General features: G+C 69.8%; 15 protein-coding genes. 7 read left to right on the forward strand and 8 right to left on the reverse strand.

Annotated elements, in window-relative coordinates; genetic code table 11:
• Positions 1-59: 59 nt before the first annotated feature.
• Together FS845_RS07585 and ppc are read right to left on the reverse strand one after the other, a co-directional pair.
• Positions 60-992 (reverse strand): 3-hydroxyacyl-CoA dehydrogenase family protein, encoded by a 933-nt coding sequence (locus tag FS845_RS07585; RefSeq protein WP_144632194.1) that lies wholly within the window; start codon positions 990-992, stop codon positions 60-62.
• Positions 993-1,259: 267 nt separating this feature from the next.
• Entirely contained in the window at positions 1,260-4,112 is a 2,853-nt protein-coding gene (gene ppc / locus FS845_RS07590; RefSeq protein ID WP_144632197.1) for a phosphoenolpyruvate carboxylase, read from the reverse strand.
• A gap of 121 nt (positions 4,113-4,233) precedes the next feature.
• On the opposite strand from ppc, the gene queC reads away from it, so the two are divergent.
• Entirely contained in the window at positions 4,234-4,974 is a 741-nt protein-coding gene (gene queC, locus FS845_RS07595; protein ID WP_260986201.1) for a 7-cyano-7-deazaguanine synthase QueC, read from the forward strand.
• Positions 4,975-5,104: 130 nt separating this feature from the next.
• Here queC and FS845_RS07600 read toward each other — a convergent pair whose 3' ends face one another.
• Together FS845_RS07600 and FS845_RS07605 are read right to left on the reverse strand one after the other, a co-directional pair.
• A complete protein-coding gene (locus FS845_RS07600; protein ID WP_144632200.1) occupies positions 5,105-6,301 on the reverse strand; it encodes an MFS transporter in 1,197 nt (398 codons plus the stop codon).
• A gap of 13 nt (positions 6,302-6,314) precedes the next feature.
• A complete protein-coding gene (locus FS845_RS07605) occupies positions 6,315-6,860 on the reverse strand; it encodes a GNAT family N-acetyltransferase (RefSeq protein ID WP_144632203.1) in 546 nt (181 codons plus the stop codon).
• Between the two features lie 156 nt (positions 6,861-7,016).
• On the opposite strand from FS845_RS07605, the gene FS845_RS07610 reads away from it, so the two are divergent.
• Positions 7,017-7,913 (forward strand): LysR family transcriptional regulator, encoded by an 897-nt coding sequence (locus FS845_RS07610; RefSeq protein WP_144632206.1) that lies wholly within the window; start codon positions 7,017-7,019, stop codon positions 7,911-7,913.
• A gap of 18 nt (positions 7,914-7,931) precedes the next feature.
• Here the strand turns inward: FS845_RS07610 and FS845_RS07615 are convergent, their stop codons facing one another.
• On the reverse strand, positions 7,932-9,251 hold the full coding sequence (locus FS845_RS07615; protein ID WP_144632209.1) for a M20/M25/M40 family metallo-hydrolase: 1,320 nt from the start codon (positions 9,249-9,251) through the stop codon (positions 7,932-7,934).
• A gap of 245 nt (positions 9,252-9,496) precedes the next feature.
• Here FS845_RS07615 and ilvD point away from each other — a divergent pair, with 245 nt between their 5' ends.
• Positions 9,497-11,356: a dihydroxy-acid dehydratase gene (gene ilvD, locus FS845_RS07620; RefSeq protein WP_144632212.1), complete on the forward strand. Its 1,860-nt coding sequence runs from the start codon at positions 9,497-9,499 to the stop codon at positions 11,354-11,356.
• A 196-nt stretch (positions 11,357-11,552) separates the two neighbouring features.
• Here the strand turns inward: ilvD and FS845_RS07625 are convergent, their stop codons facing one another.
• Positions 11,553-12,308 carry an SDR family NAD(P)-dependent oxidoreductase gene (locus FS845_RS07625; RefSeq protein ID WP_144632216.1) on the reverse strand — a complete coding sequence of 252 codons (756 nt, stop codon included), beginning with the start codon at positions 12,306-12,308 and terminating at the stop codon, positions 11,553-11,555.
• 144 nt (positions 12,309-12,452) lie between these two features.
• On the opposite strand from FS845_RS07625, the gene FS845_RS07630 reads away from it, so the two are divergent.
• Positions 12,453-13,064 carry a TetR/AcrR family transcriptional regulator gene (locus FS845_RS07630; RefSeq protein WP_144632219.1) on the forward strand — a complete coding sequence of 204 codons (612 nt, stop codon included), beginning with the start codon at positions 12,453-12,455 and terminating at the stop codon, positions 13,062-13,064.
• Between the two features lie 35 nt (positions 13,065-13,099).
• Here the strand turns inward: FS845_RS07630 and FS845_RS07635 are convergent, their stop codons facing one another.
• Positions 13,100-14,263: an alpha-hydroxy acid oxidase gene (locus FS845_RS07635; RefSeq protein WP_144632222.1), complete on the reverse strand. Its 1,164-nt coding sequence runs from the start codon at positions 14,261-14,263 to the stop codon at positions 13,100-13,102.
• A gap of 134 nt (positions 14,264-14,397) precedes the next feature.
• Here FS845_RS07635 and FS845_RS07640 point away from each other — a divergent pair, with 134 nt between their 5' ends.
• The 3 genes from FS845_RS07640 (at position 14,398) to FS845_RS07650 (ending at position 17,577) form a co-directional block, all read left to right on the forward strand.
• Complete coding sequence (locus tag FS845_RS07640; RefSeq protein WP_144632225.1) at positions 14,398-15,297, forward strand: LysR family transcriptional regulator; 900 nt, start codon at positions 14,398-14,400, stop codon at positions 15,295-15,297.
• Positions 15,298-15,517: 220 nt separating this feature from the next.
• A complete protein-coding gene (locus FS845_RS07645) occupies positions 15,518-16,546 on the forward strand; it encodes a hydroxyacid dehydrogenase (RefSeq protein ID WP_144632228.1) in 1,029 nt (342 codons plus the stop codon).
• Positions 16,547-16,581: 35 nt separating this feature from the next.
• The gene (locus tag FS845_RS07650) at positions 16,582-17,577 is read left to right on the forward strand and encodes a tripartite tricarboxylate transporter substrate binding protein (RefSeq protein WP_144632231.1); all 996 of its coding nucleotides are present in this window, start codon (positions 16,582-16,584) and stop codon (positions 17,575-17,577) included.
• A gap of 3 nt (positions 17,578-17,580) precedes the next feature.
• Here the strand turns inward: FS845_RS07650 and FS845_RS07655 are convergent, their stop codons facing one another.
• Positions 17,581-18,549, reverse strand: coding sequence for a Bug family tripartite tricarboxylate transporter substrate binding protein (locus FS845_RS07655; protein ID WP_144632234.1), 969 nt, complete (start codon positions 18,547-18,549; stop codon positions 17,581-17,583).
• Between the last annotated feature and the right edge of the window lie 66 nt (positions 18,550-18,615).

The following is an 18,615-nucleotide window of genomic DNA, read 5'->3' on the forward strand; positions in this document are numbered from 1 at the left end:
AGGCCGCGGCGCGGCCGCGGAGGGCGGACGCCGCGTGGCTTCGTGCGCGGGGGGAGGGATCAGGCAGGCGGGCGGGCGTTCAGCCACTGCACCAGTTCGGCCAGCGCGGCGCTCTTGTCGCGCAGCACGCGCTCGCGGCGCTCGGGCGGCCAGGCGTAGAAGCCCTGGCCGCTCTTGGCGCCCAGCTGGCCGTCGCGCACCTTGTCGCGCAGCAGCTCGGAGGGCTCGGTGCGGTTTTCCAGGTCGGCGTACAGGTATTCGGCGATGGCCAGGTGCACGTCCAGGCCGTTCATGTCGCGCTGTTCCAGCGGGCCGGACAGGGCCAGGCGGATGCCCAGGCTCCACTTCACGACCTCGTCGATGTCCTCGGCGCTGGCCACGCCGCTTTCCAGCAGGGCCATGGCTTCGCGCGCCAGCGCGTGCTGGATGCGGTTGGCGATGAAGCCGGGGATGTCGCGCTTGACCAGCACGGGGCGCTTGCCCACGTGGCGCAGCGTGTCCATCACGCTGACCACGGTGGTGTCCGAGGTGCCGTCGTTGCGAACTACCTCGACCAGCGGGATGACGTCGGCGGGCGTGAAGAAGTGCGTGCCCACGAAACGGTCGCGGCGCGTGACGGCCTGCGCGATGGCGTTGATCGACAGGCCCGAGGTGTTGGTGGCCAAAATGGTTTGCGGCCCGCACAGGCTGTCCAGGCGCGAGAAGATGTCGCGCTTGAGTTCCAGCTTTTCGGGCACGGCCTCGATGACCAGCGCCGCGTTGCACGCGGCTTCCAGGCCGGCGTCGTAGCGGATGCGGCGCATGGCGGGGGCGATGTCGTCGCCCGCCAGCACGTGCAGCTGCCGTTCGATGTTGCCCTGGGCGCGCGTCAGGGCGCCGTCCACGGGGTCGATCAGCACGACGTCGATGCCGCGTGCCGCGAAGAGGGCGGCGATGCCGCTGCCCATGGCGCCCGCGCCGATGACGGCGACGGGGGAGAGAAGAGAAGTCATGTCGGGACCACACTGCTCGTGGCCCTGGCCGGTGCAGGCATGCCCGTTGGGGGCGTCCGGGATGCCGGGCGTCTCTTCCGTGATGCCTTTCCGTGCCGGAGCCAGAAGATCATTGTTGTTCTATATGCGAACAAGTGTGCGCATATAGAATTTTCAAGGATGGTATCGGCTTTGCATGGAGTGGACAAATCGCCCCGCCAAGGGTGTCCATTGGGTGGTCACTTGGCCAGGCGGGCGGCGGGCCGCGGCCGGCCGCCCGCCGGACGCTCAGCCCGAATTGCGCAGCCCCGCCGCGATGCCATTGATGGTCAGGTGGATGGCGCTCTGGATGCGCGGATCCGGTTCCTCGGCACCCTTTTCCTGCAGGGCGCGGTGGCGCTTGATCAGCTCGATCTGCAGGTAGTTCAGCGGGTCGATGTAGGCGAAACGCTCGCGCAGCGAGGCCTGCAGCGCCGGGTTGTCGGCCAGCAGGTCGCGTTGCGTCAGTTGCTTCAGCATGGCCATGGTGCGGCCGTGTTCGTCCTGGATCTGGCCGAAGATGCGCTCGCGCACGCCGCGCCTGGGCATCAGCTGGGCGTAGCGCGCGGCGATGGACAGGTCCGACTTGGCCAGCACCATCTCCATGTTGGATAGCAGCGTGCGCAGCGCGGGCCAGTGCTCGGCCATGTCGCGCAACTGGTCCAGGCGCGCGCGGCGCGTGCGCGGGCCGCCCTTCACGCCTTCTTCCAGGTAGGCCTCCATGGCCGAGCCCACGCCGTACCAGCCCGTCAGCATCAGCCGGCACTGGGCCCACGAGAAGCCCCACGGGATGGCGCGCAGGTCCTCGATGCGCTGGCCTTGTTTGCGCGAGGCCGGGCGCGAACCGATGTTCAGGCCTGCGATCTCGCTGACCGGCGTGGCGGCGAAGAAGTAGTCGGTGAAGCCCGGGGTGTCGTAGACCAGCTTGCGGTAGGTGCGCTGCGCGTGTTCGGACAGGAAGTCCATGGCCGCGCCGTGCTCGGCCATGTGGGCGTCTTCCGCGCTGGCCGCGGCGGCGCGCGGCGCCAGCGAGGATTCCAGCGTGGCGGCCACCAGCAGCTCCAGATGCCAGCGGCCTACCTCGGCATCCTTGTACTTGCTCTGGATGACTTCGCCTTGCTCGGTCAGGCGCAATTGGCCGGCCACCGTGCCCGGCGGCTGCGCCAGGACGGCGTCGAAGCTGGAGCCGCCGCCGCGGCCCACCGAGCCGCCCCGGCCGTGGAACAGGCGCAGCCGTACGTGCGCCTTGCTGAACACGTCGACCAGCGCGCGCTCGGCCTGGTACAGCGTCCAGTTGGACGTGAGGAAGCCGCCGTCCTTGTTGCTGTCGGAATAGCCCAGCATCACTTCCTGCGTGTCGGCCTGCGCCAGCTTCACGCGCTGGCGGATCTCGGGGATGGCCAGCCATTCGGCCATGATGCCGGGGCCGCGCTGCAGGTCGGGGATGGTCTCGAACAGCGGCACCACCATCAGGCCGTCGTCTTCTTCCAGCGGCTCGCCGGCCGCTGCGATCAGGCCGGCTTCCTTCTGCAGCACCAGCACTTCCAGCAGGTCGCTCAAGGTCTCGGTGTGCGACACGATGCTCTGCCGCACCGCCTGCTTGCCGTAGCGCGCGCGGGCCGCCGCCGCGGCACGCAGGATGGCCAGTTCGCGCGCGGTCTCTTCGCTGTAGGGCAGCCACGGCGAGGACAGCGGGCGCGCGTGCGCGAGTTCGGCGCGCAGCAGCGCCACGCGGTCGGTCTCGTCCAGCGCGGCGTAGTCCACCGGCACCCCGCGCCACTGCGCGCCCGCGCGGGTGAACAGTTCGGCCAGCGCGCGCTCGTGCACGTCGGAGCTCTGGCGCAGGTCCACGGTGGCCAGGTGGAAGCCGAACACTTCCACCGCCTGGCGCAGTCCGGTCAGGCGCAGCCGGGCGATGGGCGCGCCCTGGTGCTCGGCCAGCGAGGCCGCGATGACGGCCAGGTCGGCGGCGAAGTCCCGCGGCGCCGCGTATGGCTCGGCGGCATAGGTCGAGCGGCGCGCCAGGTCCTGGCCCGTCAATTGCCGGGCCGTGGCGGCCAGGCGCGCGTAGATGCCCACCAGCGCGCGGCGATAGGGCTCGTCGCGGCGATGCGGCGATTCGTCGCCGCCCGAGGCCGCCAATTGGCGCAGCTCGGGTTCCACGCCGATCAGCAGCGTGGTGATCGACAGCTCGGCGCCCAGCGTGTGCACCTCTTGCAGATAGTGTTCGAACAGCACGGTGGCCTGGCGCAGCAGCGCGCGCTCCAGCGTGTCGGCGTCGACGTTGGGATTGCCGTCGCGGTCGCCGCCGATCCAGCTGCCCATGCGCAGGAAGGGCTGCAGCGGTTCGGCGGGCGCGGCGAAGGGACGCTGCGGGCCGTCGGGATGCAGCAGCTTGCCCAGGTCGGCGTACAGGCGCGGCACCACGGACAGGAAGGTGCTGCGGTAGTACGACAGCGCATTCTCGATTTCGTCGGCCACCGTCAGGCGCGTGTAGCGCAGCATGCGCGTCTGCCACAGCGTGGCCACGCGGCCCAGCAGGGCCAGGTCCAGTTCGGCGCGCTCTTCCTCGGTCAGCGGCTGTTCGCGCTGCGCCACCAGGGCGGCGATCTCGCGGTGCGCGTCCAGCGTGCTCTTGCGCTGCACCTCGGTGGGGTGGGCCGTCAGCACCGGCATCACGCAGGCCTCGGCCAGCAGGCGGCGCACGCGCGCCGGACCCACGCCCTGCGCCTTCAGGCGCGCCAGCGCGTCGCGCAGGCTGCCGCGCGGCGGCTCGGCGCTGGCCAGCAGCTGTTCGCGTTGCGCGCGGTTCTGGTCGCGGTCCTCGGCGATGTTGGCCAGGTGCAGGAAGTAGCTGAAGGCGCGGGCCACCGCGTTGGGATCGTTGTCGCGCAGGCGCTTGACGCGCTGTTCCAGCACCTTGCCGTCTTCCGCACGGCCCTCGCGGCGAAAGCGCACCGCGGTGCGCCGCAGGGTTTCGATGGTGTCGAACACCCGCTCTCCTTCTGTGGCCTCGATCACCTCGCCCAGCATTCGCCCCAGCAGGCGGATGGTGTGGCGCGAATTTTCTGCGGAATCGGACTGCGGGCGTACGACTTTCATGGGCTACGGATCCGTCTGGATGAAGGAAAGGAGATGGTGTTCGGCTTGCTGCTCTGATGCGGAATTTGCGATGCCGGCATTGTACGCAGCCGGGGCCGTTCGGCTGGGTTAAAGTGCCGGCATGTCTACCCCCATGCTTGCCCCCACGCCGGACACGCGCCGCGCCCTGGTCCTGTTCTCGGGCGGCCAGGATTCCACCACCTGCCTGGCCTGGGCCCTGGACCGCTATGCCCACGTCGAGACCGTGGCGTTCGACTATGGCCAGCGCCATCGCATCGAGCTGGATGCGCGGCTGAACGTGCTGCGCGAACTGCGCGCGCGCCATGCGCACTGGAGCGCCAAGCTGGGCGAGGATCACCTGCTGGACCTGTCGGTGCTGGGACAGGTGGGCGATACCGCGCTGACCTCCGACCGCGAAATCGAGATGCAGGCCAACGGCCTGCCCAATACCTTCGTGCCGGGCCGCAACCTGCTGTTCCTGACGCTGGCCGCCGCGCTGGGCTATCGCCGCCAGCTGGACGTGCTGGTGGGCGGCATGTGCGAGACGGATTTTTCGGGCTATCCCGATTGCCGCGACGACACCATCAAGGCGCAGCAGGTCGCGCTCAGCCTGGGCCTGGCGGCCCGCGTGACCATCGAGACGCCGCTGATGTGGCGCGACAAGGCCCAGACCTGGGAGCTGGCGCGCACGTTGGGCGGGCTGGAACTGGTCGACCTGATCGTCGAGCACAGCCATACGTGCTATCTGGGCGAGCGGGGCGCGCGCCATGAGTGGGGCTATGGCTGCGGCAACTGCCCCGCATGCGAGCTGCGCGCGGCGGGATGGCTGCGCTGGAAGACGGGGCAGTACGCGCCGGCCTGAGTGTGCTTGCGCTATCGCGCGCCATCGCGCGCTGTCGCGTGCCGGCCGCACGGATGATGCGCAGGCATCATGCCGCCGCGCGCACGCGGGTCCGGCCCTGCGCGGCGGGAGGCAAGGCCTGCACCGTGATTCAGGAAGGCGGACGGACCCTGCCGCGCTGCGCGCCGAAGCGCCACGCCAATCCCGCCGACGCGGCCAGCAGCACGACGGCGCAAGCCAGCGACAGCAGCATGGCGGCGTGCGCGCCGCCATGCGCGATCACCTCGGCATAGGCCAGCGGGCCCGCGGCCGTCATCAGCAACGCCGGCACCAGCAGCCTGCCCGTGATGGCGCCATAGGACCGCGGGTCGAACAGCACCAGCGGCAGCGTGCCGCGCGTGATGGTGAACAACCCGTTGCAGACGCCGTAGAAGAAGGCGAAGCAGGCCGCCGCGGCCGCGTAGCCGCCCGCCAACCCGGCCACGAAGCACAGCGGCAGCGCCAGCGCGGTCAGCGTGTTCAGCGCGATGGGCGTCAGCCGGCCGCCCGCCAGGATCTCGGCCAGGCGGCCCGTGACCTGGCCCACGCCCCACAGCGCCGCCACGCCGACCGCCACGTGCGCCGCCAGGCCCAGGTCGTGCAGCATGGCGATCAGGTGCGTGGCATTGCCCGCGGTCAGGAAGCTGGCCAGCATCACGATCAGGGCATACAGCAGTTGCGCCAGTCGCGGATTGTCCGGCGCGATCGAGCCATTGCGCCGGCCATGCGCGAGGGCCTCGTCGGCTGGCGGGGCCCAGCGTCCTTCCGGCAGGGCGCGGAAGAGGGCCATCATCGCCAGGGCCAGCAGCGCATAGACGCCCAGCGCGCCGCGCCAGCCCAGGGCGCCGGCCAGCGCCTGGCCCACCGGCCACATCACGGTGGAAGAGAGTCCGCCGAACAGCGTGATCTGCGACATGGCGCGACGCGCTTGCGGGCCGCCGGCGCGCGCCAGGGCGGCGAAGGCCGCGTCGTACAGCGTCAGGCGCATCCCGACGCCCAGCAGCGCCCAGGCCACGGCATACGACAGCAGGGTGTGGGTAAGGGCGAGAATCCCGCATCCCAGTGCCACCAGCAGGGCGCCGATCGGCATGACGGTGCGTCCGCCCCATCGGTCGATGGCGCGTCCCGCCGTGGGCGAGACCAGCGCCATGCAGACGATGCCGCCCGACATGCCGCCGTAGACGAGCGCGGCGCTCCAGCCCAGTTCGGCCTGCATGGCGGGACCGAAGTTGCCGATCAGGTAGAACGAGACGCCCCAGGCCAGCAGCTGCGAGACGCCGATGCAGACGATGGTGCGCCAGGAAAACATCGCCTCGTCCTGCTCAGGCGGTCTCGGGCGGCGTGCGGTCGCCGTCGCCCAGCTCGCGCTGCATCAGTACGGTGTCGCGCCACTGGCCGTGCTTGTAGCCCACCGAACGCAGCGTGCCCACGGGATGAAACCCCTGGCGCGCATGCAGCGCCAGCGACGCGCCGTTGCGGCTGTCGCCCACCACCGCCAGCATCTGGCGCCAGCCGGCGGCCTGGCAGCGCTGCACCAGCGTGGCCAGCAGCCGGTTGCCGATGCCCAGGCCGCCCCAGCCGGTCTCCACGTAGACCGAGTCTTCCACGGTATGCCGGTATGCCGGACGCGGCCGGTAGGGCGTGACGTAGGCGTAGCCGCGCACCGTGCCCTCGACCTCGGCCACCAGGTAGGGCATGCCGCGCGCCAGCACGTCGGCGCGGCGGTCGCGCATCTGCTCGGGCGTGGGCGGGTCGAGTTCGAACGAGGCGGTGCCGTGCAATACGTGGTGCGCGTAGATCTGCTGGATGCGGGCGAGGTCGCCGTCGGCGGCGTCGCGGATCGAGACGATGCGGGGGGAGTCGGTCATGACGAAACGTGGAAAGGAAACGTGCAAGGCGCCAGTGTGCGCCCGGACGCCGGATAACAGAAGGTTTGTCTGCTTCTGCCTGGCATAAGCAAAACTTTGGTATCGGGCGCCATGCGGCCGTATCATCGGGGCGTTCCATCAGCCGGCCATCGCCTCATGCGCGGACTCAACCTCGATCATCTCCGCATCTTCCTCGACGTGATCGAGCTGGGCAGCTTTTCCGCCGCGGCCGAGCGCAACGGGCTGACCCAGCCCGCCGTCAGCCAGCAGGTGCGCCAGCTCGAACGCCGCTACGGCCTGCGGCTGGCCGAACGCGTGGGACGGCGCGTGGCGCCGACCCATGCGGGCCTGGCGCTGATCGAGCACATCCGCCGCATCGACGCCGCCGTGGCCGAGGCCGACCAGGCCATGCAGTCGCATGCGGCTGGCGTGGGCGGACGCGTGCGGCTGGGCACGGGCGGCACCGCCTGCACCTATCTGCTGCCCGCCATGCTGGCGGGCCTGCGCCGCCGCTTTCCCGAGCTGGACGTGGTGGTCAGCACCGGCAACACGGCGGATATCCTGCGCGGCATCGAGGGCAACGCGCTGGACATCGGCCTGGTGACCTTGCCCGCGCCGGGCCGCATGTTCCAGGTGACGCCCGTGCTGGACGACGAATTCGTCGCGATCTTTCCCGCCCACGAGGCGCTGCTGCCTGCGCGCGTGGCGCCCGCCTTGCTGGCGCAGCGGCCCCTGGTGCTGTTCGAGCCCGGCGCGCGCACGCGGCGCCTGGTGGACGACTGGTTCGAGACGGCCGGCCTGGCCGCTCGGCCGGTGATGGAACTGGGCAGCACCGAGGCCATGAAAGAGATCGTGGCCGCCGGCCTGGGCTGCGCGGTGCTGCCCAGCATGGCGGTGCAGGGCGCGGGCGCGCGCGGCACGCTGGCGGTGCGGCCGTTGCGGCCGCGCCTGCGGCGCCAGCTGGCGGTGGTGATGCGGCGCGACAAGCCCGTCAGCCGCGGCCTTCGGCAGGTGGCCGACATGCTGCTGGCCCTGCGCGGCAGGCGCGGCTGATTCCGCGCGGAAACGGCCTTACTGCCCCTGCACCTTGTCCTGCGACAGGTCCATGATGATGCGGGTGGCCAGGTACAGCCGCGGCACGATGCTCTTGATCTGGACGTACTCGGCGTCGTTGGAATGCGCGCCGAAGCCCGACAGACCCATGCCTTCCACCACGGGGCCGCGTGCCTTCAGCGCGGCGAAGGCGGCGTCGGTGCCGCCGCCGGTGGCGCGGTCCAGCACCTTCATCTCCATGTCGAGCTCCTTGTAGATGGTCGCGCCGTGCTGCGCCAGCGCGCGCGAGGCGGGCGTGGCCGACAGCGGCGGGCGGCGCACCTCGAACTTCAGGCTCACCTTGGACTCGGGCAGCAGCTTCTTCTGGATGCGTTCCTGCAGGGCCTTCTCCAGCGCATCGAAGTCTTCCACCTTCAGCGCGCGCGCATCGGCCTGCGCCGTGGCCTGGCCGGGAATCACGTTGCGGTTGGTGCCCGCCTGCGCCACGGTCCAGTTCAGCTTCAGGCCGTCGTCCGGCTTGGACAGGTCCTTCATCTGCAGCACCTGGTGGGCCAGCTCGTACAGCGCGTTCACGCCGCCTTCCGGGCGCGAGCCGGCATGCGAAGTCTTGCCCTGCACGGTGAGATAGGCCGAGCCGATGCCGCTGGTGGCCAACCGCAGGTCGCCCGTGGTGCCGCCGCCCTCGAACGAGAACACCGCGTCCTGGTCCGCCGCCATGCGCGTGATGGTGCTGCGCGCGCCCGGCGAGCTGATCTCCTCGTCGCCGTTGACCAGCACGGTCAGCGTGCCGAAGTCCTTGAAGCCCAGCTTCTGCAGCGTGGAGATGGTGTGGATGATCAGCGCCACGCCCTGCTTGTCGTCCGCGATGCCCAGCCCGTAGGCGCGTTCGCCGTCCACGCGGAACGGCTGGTCCTTCAGCATGCCGTTGCGGTAGACGGTGTCCATGTGCGCGATCAGCATGATCTTCTTCTTGCCGCTGCCCTTGAATTCGGCATGCACCATCGGGCCGGTCTTCTCGGGCGTGTCGTCCATGCGGTAGACGTCGGTGGGCGGCAGGATTTCCACCGTGCCGCCCAGCGCCTTCAGGCGGTCGTGCACCAGCTTGGCGATCTGCTCCACGCCCTCCACGTCCTTGCTGCCGGACTCGATGCCGACCAGGTCGCGCATGGTATCCAGCATGGGCTGCTCCTGCGCGCGCGCCGCCTCCAGCACGTTGGCCACGGGCGCGGCCTGCGCGGCGGCGGCGCAGGCCAGCGCGGCGGCCAGCGCGGCGGCCAGCAGGGCGGCGGACAGCAGGTTCAGGGCGGGAACTTGCAGGGAACGGGCATGGCCGGGCATCGTCGATCTCCTCGCATGGGTAGGGGCGGAGCGTCCGCCCGGATAAGGCCCGCGGCGCGCGTGGCGCGATGCCCGCCGCGCCGCGGACAGCCTGTCCACGATAGGCCGCAATGGGCCCGACAAGTAGGGGGATTTTCCGGGTTGCGGGCCGCGGGCTTCCGTGCATCCCCGCGGAACGGCGTATTATCTGGAGTTTTGCCGAATTTCCGCCTCGGAATCGACCCCGCCCGCAGAGAGCCGCCGCCATGCCGCACTACCGTTCCCGCACCTCCACCCACGGCCGCAACATGGCCGGCGCCCGCGCCCTGTGGCGCGCCACCGGCATGAAGGACGGCGATTTCGGCAAGCCCATCATCGCGGTGGTGAATTCGTTCACGCAGTTCGTGCCGGGCCACGTGCACCTGCGCGACCTGGGCGCGCTGGTGGCCAGGGAAATCGAGGGCGCCGGCGGCGTCGCCAAGGAATTCAACACCATCGCCGTGGACGACGGCATCGCCATGGGCCACGGCGGCATGCTGTATTCGCTGCCCTCGCGCGAACTGATCGCCGACTCGGTCGAATACATGGTCAACGCGCACTGCGCCGACGCCATGGTCTGCATCTCGAACTGCGACAAGATCACCCCGGGCATGCTGATGGCCGCCATGCGCCTGAACATCCCTTGCGTGTTCGTGTCGGGCGGCCCGATGGAAGCCGGCAAGATCCTGTCCCCCACCGACGGCAAGGTCATCGCCAAGATCGACCTGATCGACGCCATGATCAAGGCGGCCGATCCCAAGGTGTCCGATGCCGAGGCCGAAGAGGTCGAGCGCAGCGCCTGCCCCACGTGCGGCTCCTGTTCGGGCATGTTCACCGCCAACTCGATGAACTGCCTGACCGAAGCCATCGGCCTGGCACTGCCGGGCAACGGCACCATCGTGGCCACGCACGCCTGGCGCCGCGGCCTGTTCGAGCAGGCCGGCCGCCTGGTCGTCGACCTGTGCCGCCGCTACTACGAGCAGGAAGACGCCTCGGTGCTGCCGCGCGCCATCGCCAGCAAGAGCGCCTTCGAGAACGCCATGACGCTGGACGTGGCCATGGGCGGCTCGACCAATACCGTGCTGCACCTGCTGGCCGCGGCGCAAGAGGCCGGCGTGGACTTCACCATGGCCGACATCGACCGCATCTCGCGCCGCACGCCCTGCCTGTGCAAGGCCGCGCCCGCCACCGACAAGTACCACATCGAAGACGTGCACCGCGCGGGCGGCATCCTGGGCATCCTGGGCGAGCTGGCGCGCGCCGACCTGCTCGACCTGTCCTGCGGCAACGTGCACAGCGGCACGCTGGGCAATGCCATCTCGCAATGGGACATCGCGGGCGGCGCCGGCGAAGCCGCGCAGAAGTTCTACCGCGCGGCTCCCGGCGGCATCCCGACCACGGTGGCCTTCAGCCAGGAAGCCACCTTCCTGACGCTGGACGCCGACCGCAAGACGGGCTGCATCCGCAGCAAGGAAAACGCCTATTCCAAGGACGGCGGCCTGGCCGTGCTGTACGGCAACCTGGCCGAGAAGGGCTGCATCGTCAAGACCGCGGGCGTGGACGAGTCGCAATGGGTCTTCACCGGCCGCGCGCGCGTCTTCGAAAGCCAGGAAGACGCCGTCGAGGGCATCCTGGGCGACCAGATCGTGGCGGGCGACGTGGTCGTCATCCGCTACGAAGGCCCCAAGGGCGGTCCCGGCATGCAGGAAATGCTGTATCCCACGTCGTACCTGAAGTCCAAGGGCCTGGGCAAGACCTGCGCGCTGTTCACCGATGGCCGCTTCTCGGGCGGCTCGTCGGGCCTGGTGATCGGCCATGCCTCGCCGGAAGCGGCCGAGGGCGGCACGGTCGGCCTGGTCGAGGACGGCGACACGATCGAGATCGACATCCCCAACCGCCGCATGCACCTGGCCGTGGACGACGCCGAACTGGCGCGCCGCCGCGCCGCCATGGACGCCCGCGGCGACAAGGCCTGGCAGCCGGTCGACCGCGAACGCGTAGTCTCGCTGGCGCTGCAGGCCTACGCCGCGCTGGCCACTTCGGCCGACCGCGGCGCGGTGCGCGACCTGTCCCAGTTGAAGCGCTGATCGCGCCTGTGCACGGGCGCCGGCCGGCGCCTGCGCGGTACATGACCCGGCGCATGCCGGGTTTTTCAATGCGCGCCCGACCTTGCCCGTGCCTCCCATGGAAGCCTGGCGCCGTGCCGGGCTTTCCATGGGCTTGCCGCCAGGACGTGCCGCCAGCCGCCAGCCGCCTGCCGCCTGCCGCCGCGTCGACCCGGCGTCAGATGTGAAAGCCTCCGCTCACGTCCAGCACGCCGCCCGTGATGTAGCCGGCGTCCGGTCCCGCGAGGAAGCAGACCGCCGCCGCGACTTCCTCGACGGTGGCGATGCGGCGGATCGCATGCAGGTCCATGATCGCGTCCGGCAGTTCGTCGGCCACCGCCGCCGCCATGTCGGTCGGCATGATGCCGGGCTGCACCACGTTGACCGTGATGCGGCGCGGGCCGAGGTCGCGCCCGACGCCCTTCGCATAGCCGACGATCGCCGCCTTGGTCCCCGAGTAGTCCGCCACGCCGGGGAAGGCGACGCGGCTGCCCAATCCGGAGCCGATGAAGACGATGCGTCCGTCATCCGAGATCTTCTGCGCCGCGGCGCGCGTCGTCGCCACCACGCCCAGGACGTTGACGTGCCACTGGCGGTCGAAGGCCGCGGCGTCCAGTTCGGGGTCGTCCGTCGTCTTGCCCTGCACGGCGATCGCGGCGTTGTTCACCAGGATGTCGAGCTTGCCGAACTGCGCGATCACCGCCTCGATCAGCGGCCTGGCGGCGGACGTATCCGCCTGGTCGCTCTGGATGGCTGCTGCACGCACGCCTTTTTCCCGCAGCGCCTTGACGACGGCCTGCGCCTTTTCGGCCGAGGCCGCGTAGCTGATGGCGACGTCCGCGCCTCGCTCGGCCAGCGCCAGCGCGATGGCCGCGCCCAAGCCGCGGGACCCGCCGGTGACCAGCGCGACCTTTCCTGCCAATGACTTATCCATGAGAAACCCTTTGTTCGACACGGGACGATGCCCCGGCACCTGGTTATTCATAACGACTGTTATGATAACGAACATTATGGAATTCGGCGTGGGGTGTCAAGACGGTTTACTATCGATCGTTATGAAAAAAGAGGTCTATTCCTGATGGGGCGCCACCGCGAATTCGACGTGGATCAGGCGCTGGACGCCGTTCTCTGCGTGTTCTGGCGCAAGGGGTACGACGGCGCGTCGTATACCGACCTGACGCAGGCCACGGGCGTCGAACGGCCCGCGCTGTATTCCGCATTCGGCAACAAGGAGGCCTTGTTCCGCCTGGCGCTGTCGCGCTACGAACAGCGGTTCCTGGGGTTCTATCCGATTGCGTTGCAGCAGCCGACCTCGCGGGAAGTGGTCGAGCACGTGCTGCGCGGCACGGTCGAGCTGAACACCCGGTTTCCCGATCATACGGGCTGCCTGGGCCTGAACGGCGGGCTGGCGGGTTCCGACGAGTCCGAACCCGTCCGGCAGATCCTGGTCGACGCGCGCGCCAGCAGCGAGACGGCGTTGCGTGAGCGCTTCGAACGCGCGCGGCGGGAAGGAGACCTGCCCGGCACGGCCGACTGCACCGCGCTGGCCGCCTTCGTGACCACTGTGATGAACGGCATCGCCGTGCAGGCCAAGGCAGGCGTGGGCCGCGAGGTGCTCGAAGCGGTCGCCGCGCACGCGCTCAGCACCTGGCCCACCGGCGATTCCGGCCCTGCGGACCCGCGCGCGTAAGGTTCGCTGCCCGGTTGCGCGGCGTCGTCGCGCGGTCAGTGCACGTCGTCGTGCACCAGGTGCGCGGGCTTGATGTCCCGCACCGACACCACGCCCAGCAAACCCATGTCGCGCTTCACTTCCTCGACGATCAGCCGGATGGCATGCGCCACGCCGGCGGACCCCGCCACCGCCGCGGCGTAGTTGAAGGGCCGGCCCACGAACACGCACGAGGCGCCCAGCGCCAGCGCCTTGAGCACGTCGGTGCCGCGCCGCACGCCGCTGTCCAGCATGATTTCCAGGCCCTGTGCGGCGTCGGCGACGGCGGGCAGCATCCGCAGCGGCGATACCGTGCCGTCCAGCTGCCGTCCGCCGTGGTTGGACACGATGATCCCGTCCATGCCTTTCTGGCGCGCCAGCGCCGCGTCGCGCGGATTCAGGATGCCCTTGATGATCATGCGGCCCTGCCAGCGGCGGCGGATGGCTTCCACGTGCGTCCAGTTCAGGTGGCCGCGGTCGGAGAAGTCACGCTGCACGTTGGGCGACACGATGGGCGCGCCGCGCGTCGCGTAGTTGTTCTCGAAGTGCGGCATGCCGTGCTTCAGCAGCGTGCGCAGGAAGGTGCCGAACAGCCATCGCGGATGCGTGATGCCCTGCCACGCCAGCGACAGGTTGGGGCGCAGCGGCGTGGAGAACCCGGCGCGCAGGTTGTTCTCGCGGTTGGCGGCCACGGGCGTGTCCACCGTCAGCACCAGCGTCTGCACGCCGGCGGCGGCCACCCGGTCGATGAGGGCGCGGATCTGGGCCTCGTCGCCCGGCAGGTAGGCCTGGAACCACGTCTGCGGCGCGGCCTCCATCACGTCCTCCAGCCGGATCAGCGACGAGCCGCTCATGATGCAGGGGATGCGCGCCTCGGCCGCGGCGCGCGCCAACACGATGTCGCCGCGATAGCTGGACAGCGCCGAGATGCCCATGGGGGCGATGCCGACGGGCGCGTCATAGGCCTGGCCCATCACGGTGGCGGCGGTGCTGCGCCGGGACACGTCCACCAGCACGTCGGGCACGAAGGCGTACTGCGCGTAGGCGTCGCGGTTGGCGCGCGCCGACAGCCCGTCCTCGACCGCGCCCGATACGTAGGCGAAGACGGGCTTGGGCAGCACGCGCTGTGCCGCGGCTTCGAAGTCCTGCAGGTTCAGGATGTGGCGCAAGGAGGAGGGCATGGTCTCGTTGTTATGGGTAGGGGAATGCGCGGCGTGCCGGGCCGCATCCGACGATAATAGGAGCGCGGCTGCTTTGGAATAAAGCGAGTTTATTGATATAAAACACTTCACTTTTATTCGCCCTGCGCCGTGCCATGACCCTCAAGCAGCTGGAAGCGTTCTATTGGGCCGCCACGTGCCGCAGCTTCGCCATCGCGGCCAGCCGCCTCAACATTTCGGTGTCGTCGCTGTCCAAGCGGCTGGCCGAGCTGGAGAGCGCGATCGGCTCGGAACTGTTCAGCCGCAGCGCGCGCAGCGCCATCCTGACCCCGCTGGGCGAACAGCTGCTGCCGCATGCGCGCGACCTGCTGCGTTCGGCCGACGATTTCCTGCAGCGTGCAGCCGACAGCGTGCCGCTGGCCGGTCGTTGCCGCTTCGGTGTGGGCGAGCTCAGTTCCATGACCTGGATGCCGCGCCTGATCGCCGAGATCCGCCGCGAATATCCCAATCTGCTGGTCGAGCCGCGCGTGGGCGTGGGCGAAGAGGTGGAACTCGGGCTGGAAGACGGCGACCTGGACTTCGGCATCATCGGCGGGCCGTCCACGCGCGCGTCCATCACGTCCGTGCTGATCGGACAGGCCGAGTTCGAGTGGGTGGCCAGTCCGGCCGCCGTGCGCGACGCCCGGTGGCTGCCGCCGGCGGCGCTGCGCGACCATACACTGGTGGCGCTGCCCAACAGCTCGGGCGTGATCCGTATCGTGGACGACTGGATGACCGCGCAAGGCGTGTCGCCCGGCCGCAATCTGCGCTGCAATGGCTGGGCCGCGGTGGCGGGCATGCTGCGCGAGGGGCTGGGCATCGGCATCCTGCCCACGGCGTGGGCGGGCGTGCTGGTGGAGCGCGGGCAACTGGCGCGGCTGCAGAACTTCCCTGCGCCGCAGCCCCTGAGCTACGCCATCGAATGGCGCCGCGACGACACGCGGCCCCTGCTGTCATGCATGCGCGACCTGGCGCAGCGCTGCATCGACTTCCATGCGCCGTCCTGTCTGATGTGAGTGCGGCAGGGTATGTCGATAATTTCTAAAAAGCGAAATACGGATTAGAAAATAATTCGCTTTATGGAAATTTTACGCGGCGTTAGAGTGGTCTCCTACAACAACCATTACTGACCGGAGACATCCGCCCCGTGCAATGCCGGCCGACACGCGCTCCCGCGCGTCCTGGCCACGGCGCCGCGGGCTTGCGGTGATCGCCGGCACGCGCGAAGGAACCGCCATGACGTCCGCATTACGCCTGGTCCGCCTCGATCTGTGGCTGGACCCCATCTTCGACCGGCTGGTGGCCGAGCAGCCCGGTGTGGCGCTGACGGTGGCGCCCGCGCGCGGAGACGAGCCCGCCGTGCAGGCCGCGCTGGGCCGCGCGCACGGCTACCTGGTCACCGCAGCCAAGGACGAACTGCCGCCGCGCTGGTTCGTCACGGCCGACCTGATCTCGCAATGTCCCGACCTGGTGTGCGTGGCCACCACCGGCGCGGGCTACGACACCGTGGACGTGGCGGCCTGCACCGCCGCCGGCATCGCGGTGGTCAACCAGGCGGGCGGCAATGCCGACTCGGTGGCCGAACACACCTACGCACTGCTGCTGGCCGTGCGCCGGCGCATCGTCGAATCGCACCAGCGGCTGCGCCACGACAGCGGCTTCACGCGCGAAGACCTGATGGGGCACCAGATCCGCGGCAACACCATCGGCCTGGTCGGCCTGGGCCAGATCGGTTCGCGCGCCGCGCGCATCGCGCAGGGCTTCGGCCTGCGCGTGCTGGGCCACGACCCTTATCTGGCGCCGGAAAGCCTGCGCGCGTTGGGCGTCGAGCCCGTATCCCTGGATGACCTGCTGGCGCAATCGGACATCGTGTCGCTGCATTGCCCGCTGAGCGCGGAAACGCGCGGCATGATGGACGCGGCCGCGTTCGCCCGCATGAAGCCGGGCGCAATCTTCATCACCACCGCGCGCGGCGGCGTCCACGACGAAGCCGCGCTGTACGACGCGCTGCGCGCGGGGCACCTGGCCGGCGCGGGCCTGGACGTATGGAAGCAGGAGCCGCCCGGCAACGATGCGCCACTGCTGCAGCTGCCCAACGTGGTGGGCACCTATCACACGGCGGGCGTCACGCACGAAGCCCGCCGCAACGTGGCGCGGTCGGCGGCCGAGCAGCTGCTGGCCATGTTCCAGGGCCAGCGGCCGCCCAACCTCGTCAACCCGCAGGCCTGGCCCGCGGCGATGCAGCGCATCGCCCGGCTGGCATAACGATACGCGGCATGCAGCCGCAGGAGACATACATCATGCAGAATCCCTACAAGCGTCGTACCCTGGGACGCCTGGCCGGCGCCGCGCTGTTCTGCGCGGCCGCCGCGCTGCCCGCCGCCGGCATGGCCGCGGACTATCCGTCCCATCCCATCAACATGATCGTGTCGTATGGTCCCGGAGGCGGCACCGACCTGGTCGCTCGCATGATGGCGCCTTTCCTGCAGAAGTACCTGCGCAACGACGCGCGCATCGTGGTGCTGAACCGCCCCGGCGCGGGCGGCGCCATCGGCTTCTCCGAGATCGCGCGCGCCACGCCCGACGGCTACACCATCGGCTTCATCAACACGCCGAATATGCTGACCATTCCCATCGAACGGTCGTCGAACTTCACCTGGCGCAGTTTCGACCTGATCGGCAACCTGATCGACGATCCGGATTCGTTCACGGTGCGCGAGGACAGTCCGATCAAGTCGCTGGCGGACCTGGCCGACTATGCGAAGAAGCATCCCGGCGCCGTCACCGTGGGCACCACCGGCACGGGATCCGACGACCACCTGGCCATGCTGCGCTTCCAGCATGCGTCCTCGACCAAGCTGAACCACGTACCCTACAAGGGCGCGGGCGAGGTGCGCAGCGCGCTGGCCAGCGGCGAGATCATGGTGGGCGCGATCAACATCGGCGAGGCGCTGCAGTACCAGAAGGGAGGCACGCCGTTGCGCATCCTGGGCCAGATGTCGAAGACGCGCTCCGCGGCGCTGCCCGACCTGCAGACGTTCAAGGAGCAGGGCTATGACTTCGAGCTCGCCTCGCTGCGCGGCCTGGCCGCGCCCAAGGGCCTGCCCGAGCCGGTGCGCGCCAAGCTGGTCGAGGCCGTGAAGCAGACGTACGACGATCCCGAGTTCCAGGCCAAGGCGCGCGACCTGTTCGCGCCGTTGCGCTACCTGGCGCCGGCCGACTATGCCCGCACGCTCGAAGCGGGCGAGGCCGAGTTCCGGGCGCAGTGGAAGGAATCGCCCTGGATCGACAAGTAAGGATCAGTCGACACTGGCGCCGGACGCCCGCACCACCGCGCCCCACTTGTCCACGTCGTGCTTCAACACCTGGGCGAACTCCGCCGGGGTGGTGACGTAGGGCTCGGCGCCTTGCGCGGCGAAGCTCTTGGCCACCTCGGGATCGCGCAGGATCTCGTTGACGTCGCGATTGATGCGCGCCACGCGTTCGGGCGGCGTCTTTTTCGGCGCCATCAGCCCGAACCACGGATTGACGTCGAAGTCCTTGAAGCCGGCTTCGGCGATGGTGGGGATGTCGGCGAACGACCTGGCGCGCTGCGCGCTGGTCACGGCGATGGCCCGCAGGCTGCCGCTCTTGATCTGGCCCGCCACCGACGGCAGGCTGGTGAACACCACGTCGATGCGACCGCCCAGCAGGTCCTGCAGGGCCGGCGCCGCGCCGCGATACGGCACGTGCACCATCTTCACGCCGGCGGCGCTGTTGAACATCTCGCCCAGCAGGTGGTTGACCGATCCGTTGCCCGCCGACCCGTAGTTGACGCGTCCGGCCTTGGCCGCCTTCACCAGTTCGGGCACGGTGTGGAACGCGGCATCGGGACGGCCGACGGCGACGAAGGGCAGCGTGGCCAGCGTGGCCACCGGCGCGAAGCCCGTGCCCGGATCGAACGACAGGTTCTTGTACAGCGCGCCGTTGATGGCCTGCGTACCCACGTAGCTCATCAGCAGCGTGTAGCCGTCGGGCTCGGCGGCGATCACCGTCTCCATGCCGACGTTGCCTCCCGCGCCCGCGCGGTTTTCCACCACCACGGGTTGGCCCCACTTCTTCGTGAGCTGCTGGCTGACGATGCGCGCCAGCACGTCCGAGGCGCCGCCGGGCGTCTGCGGCACGATCAGCCGCACGGGCTTGGCGGGATAGGTGTCCTGCGCGGCGGCGGGCGCGGCCGCCGCGGCAAGACAGGCGAACAGGGCTGCCGCCCGGAAGAAGTGCTGCATGCGTTGTCTCCGATTCGTTGTCGCGCCGTCGCGCGGCGGCCGGCATCGGACGGCTGGTGCAGGGCC

The organism is Bordetella genomosp. 13, from assembly GCF_007679965.1.
GTDB lineage: Bacteria > Pseudomonadota > Gammaproteobacteria > Burkholderiales > Burkholderiaceae_B > Bordetella.

Bases quoted from the DNA above. Each gene is read 5' to 3' on its own strand.
- FS845_RS07585 (WP_144632194.1), bottom strand. From the start codon at position 992: ATGACTTCTCTTCTCTCCCCCGTCGCCGTCATCGGCGCGGGCGCCATG.
- ppc (WP_144632197.1), bottom strand. From the start codon at position 4,112: ATGAAAGTCGTACGCCCGCAGTCCGATTCCGCAGAAAATTCGCGCCAC.
- queC (WP_260986201.1), top strand. From the start codon at position 4,234: ATGTCTACCCCCATGCTTGCCCCCACGCCGGACACGCGCCGCGCCCTG.
- FS845_RS07600 (WP_144632200.1), bottom strand. From the start codon at position 6,301: ATGTTTTCCTGGCGCACCATCGTCTGCATCGGCGTCTCGCAGCTGCTG.
- FS845_RS07605 (WP_144632203.1), bottom strand. From the start codon at position 6,860: ATGACCGACTCCCCCCGCATCGTCTCGATCCGCGACGCCGCCGACGGC.
- FS845_RS07610 (WP_144632206.1), top strand. From the start codon at position 7,017: ATGCGCGGACTCAACCTCGATCATCTCCGCATCTTCCTCGACGTGATC.
- FS845_RS07615 (WP_144632209.1), bottom strand. From the start codon at position 9,251: ATGCCCGGCCATGCCCGTTCCCTGCAAGTTCCCGCCCTGAACCTGCTG.
- ilvD (WP_144632212.1), top strand. From the start codon at position 9,497: ATGCCGCACTACCGTTCCCGCACCTCCACCCACGGCCGCAACATGGCC.
- FS845_RS07625 (WP_144632216.1), bottom strand. From the start codon at position 12,308: ATGGATAAGTCATTGGCAGGAAAGGTCGCGCTGGTCACCGGCGGGTCC.
- FS845_RS07630 (WP_144632219.1), top strand. From the start codon at position 12,453: ATGGGGCGCCACCGCGAATTCGACGTGGATCAGGCGCTGGACGCCGTT.
- FS845_RS07635 (WP_144632222.1), bottom strand. From the start codon at position 14,263: ATGCCCTCCTCCTTGCGCCACATCCTGAACCTGCAGGACTTCGAAGCC.
- FS845_RS07640 (WP_144632225.1), top strand. From the start codon at position 14,398: ATGACCCTCAAGCAGCTGGAAGCGTTCTATTGGGCCGCCACGTGCCGC.
- FS845_RS07645 (WP_144632228.1), top strand. From the start codon at position 15,518: ATGACGTCCGCATTACGCCTGGTCCGCCTCGATCTGTGGCTGGACCCC.
- FS845_RS07650 (WP_144632231.1), top strand. From the start codon at position 16,582: ATGCAGAATCCCTACAAGCGTCGTACCCTGGGACGCCTGGCCGGCGCC.
- FS845_RS07655 (WP_144632234.1), bottom strand. From the start codon at position 18,549: ATGCAGCACTTCTTCCGGGCGGCAGCCCTGTTCGCCTGTCTTGCCGCG.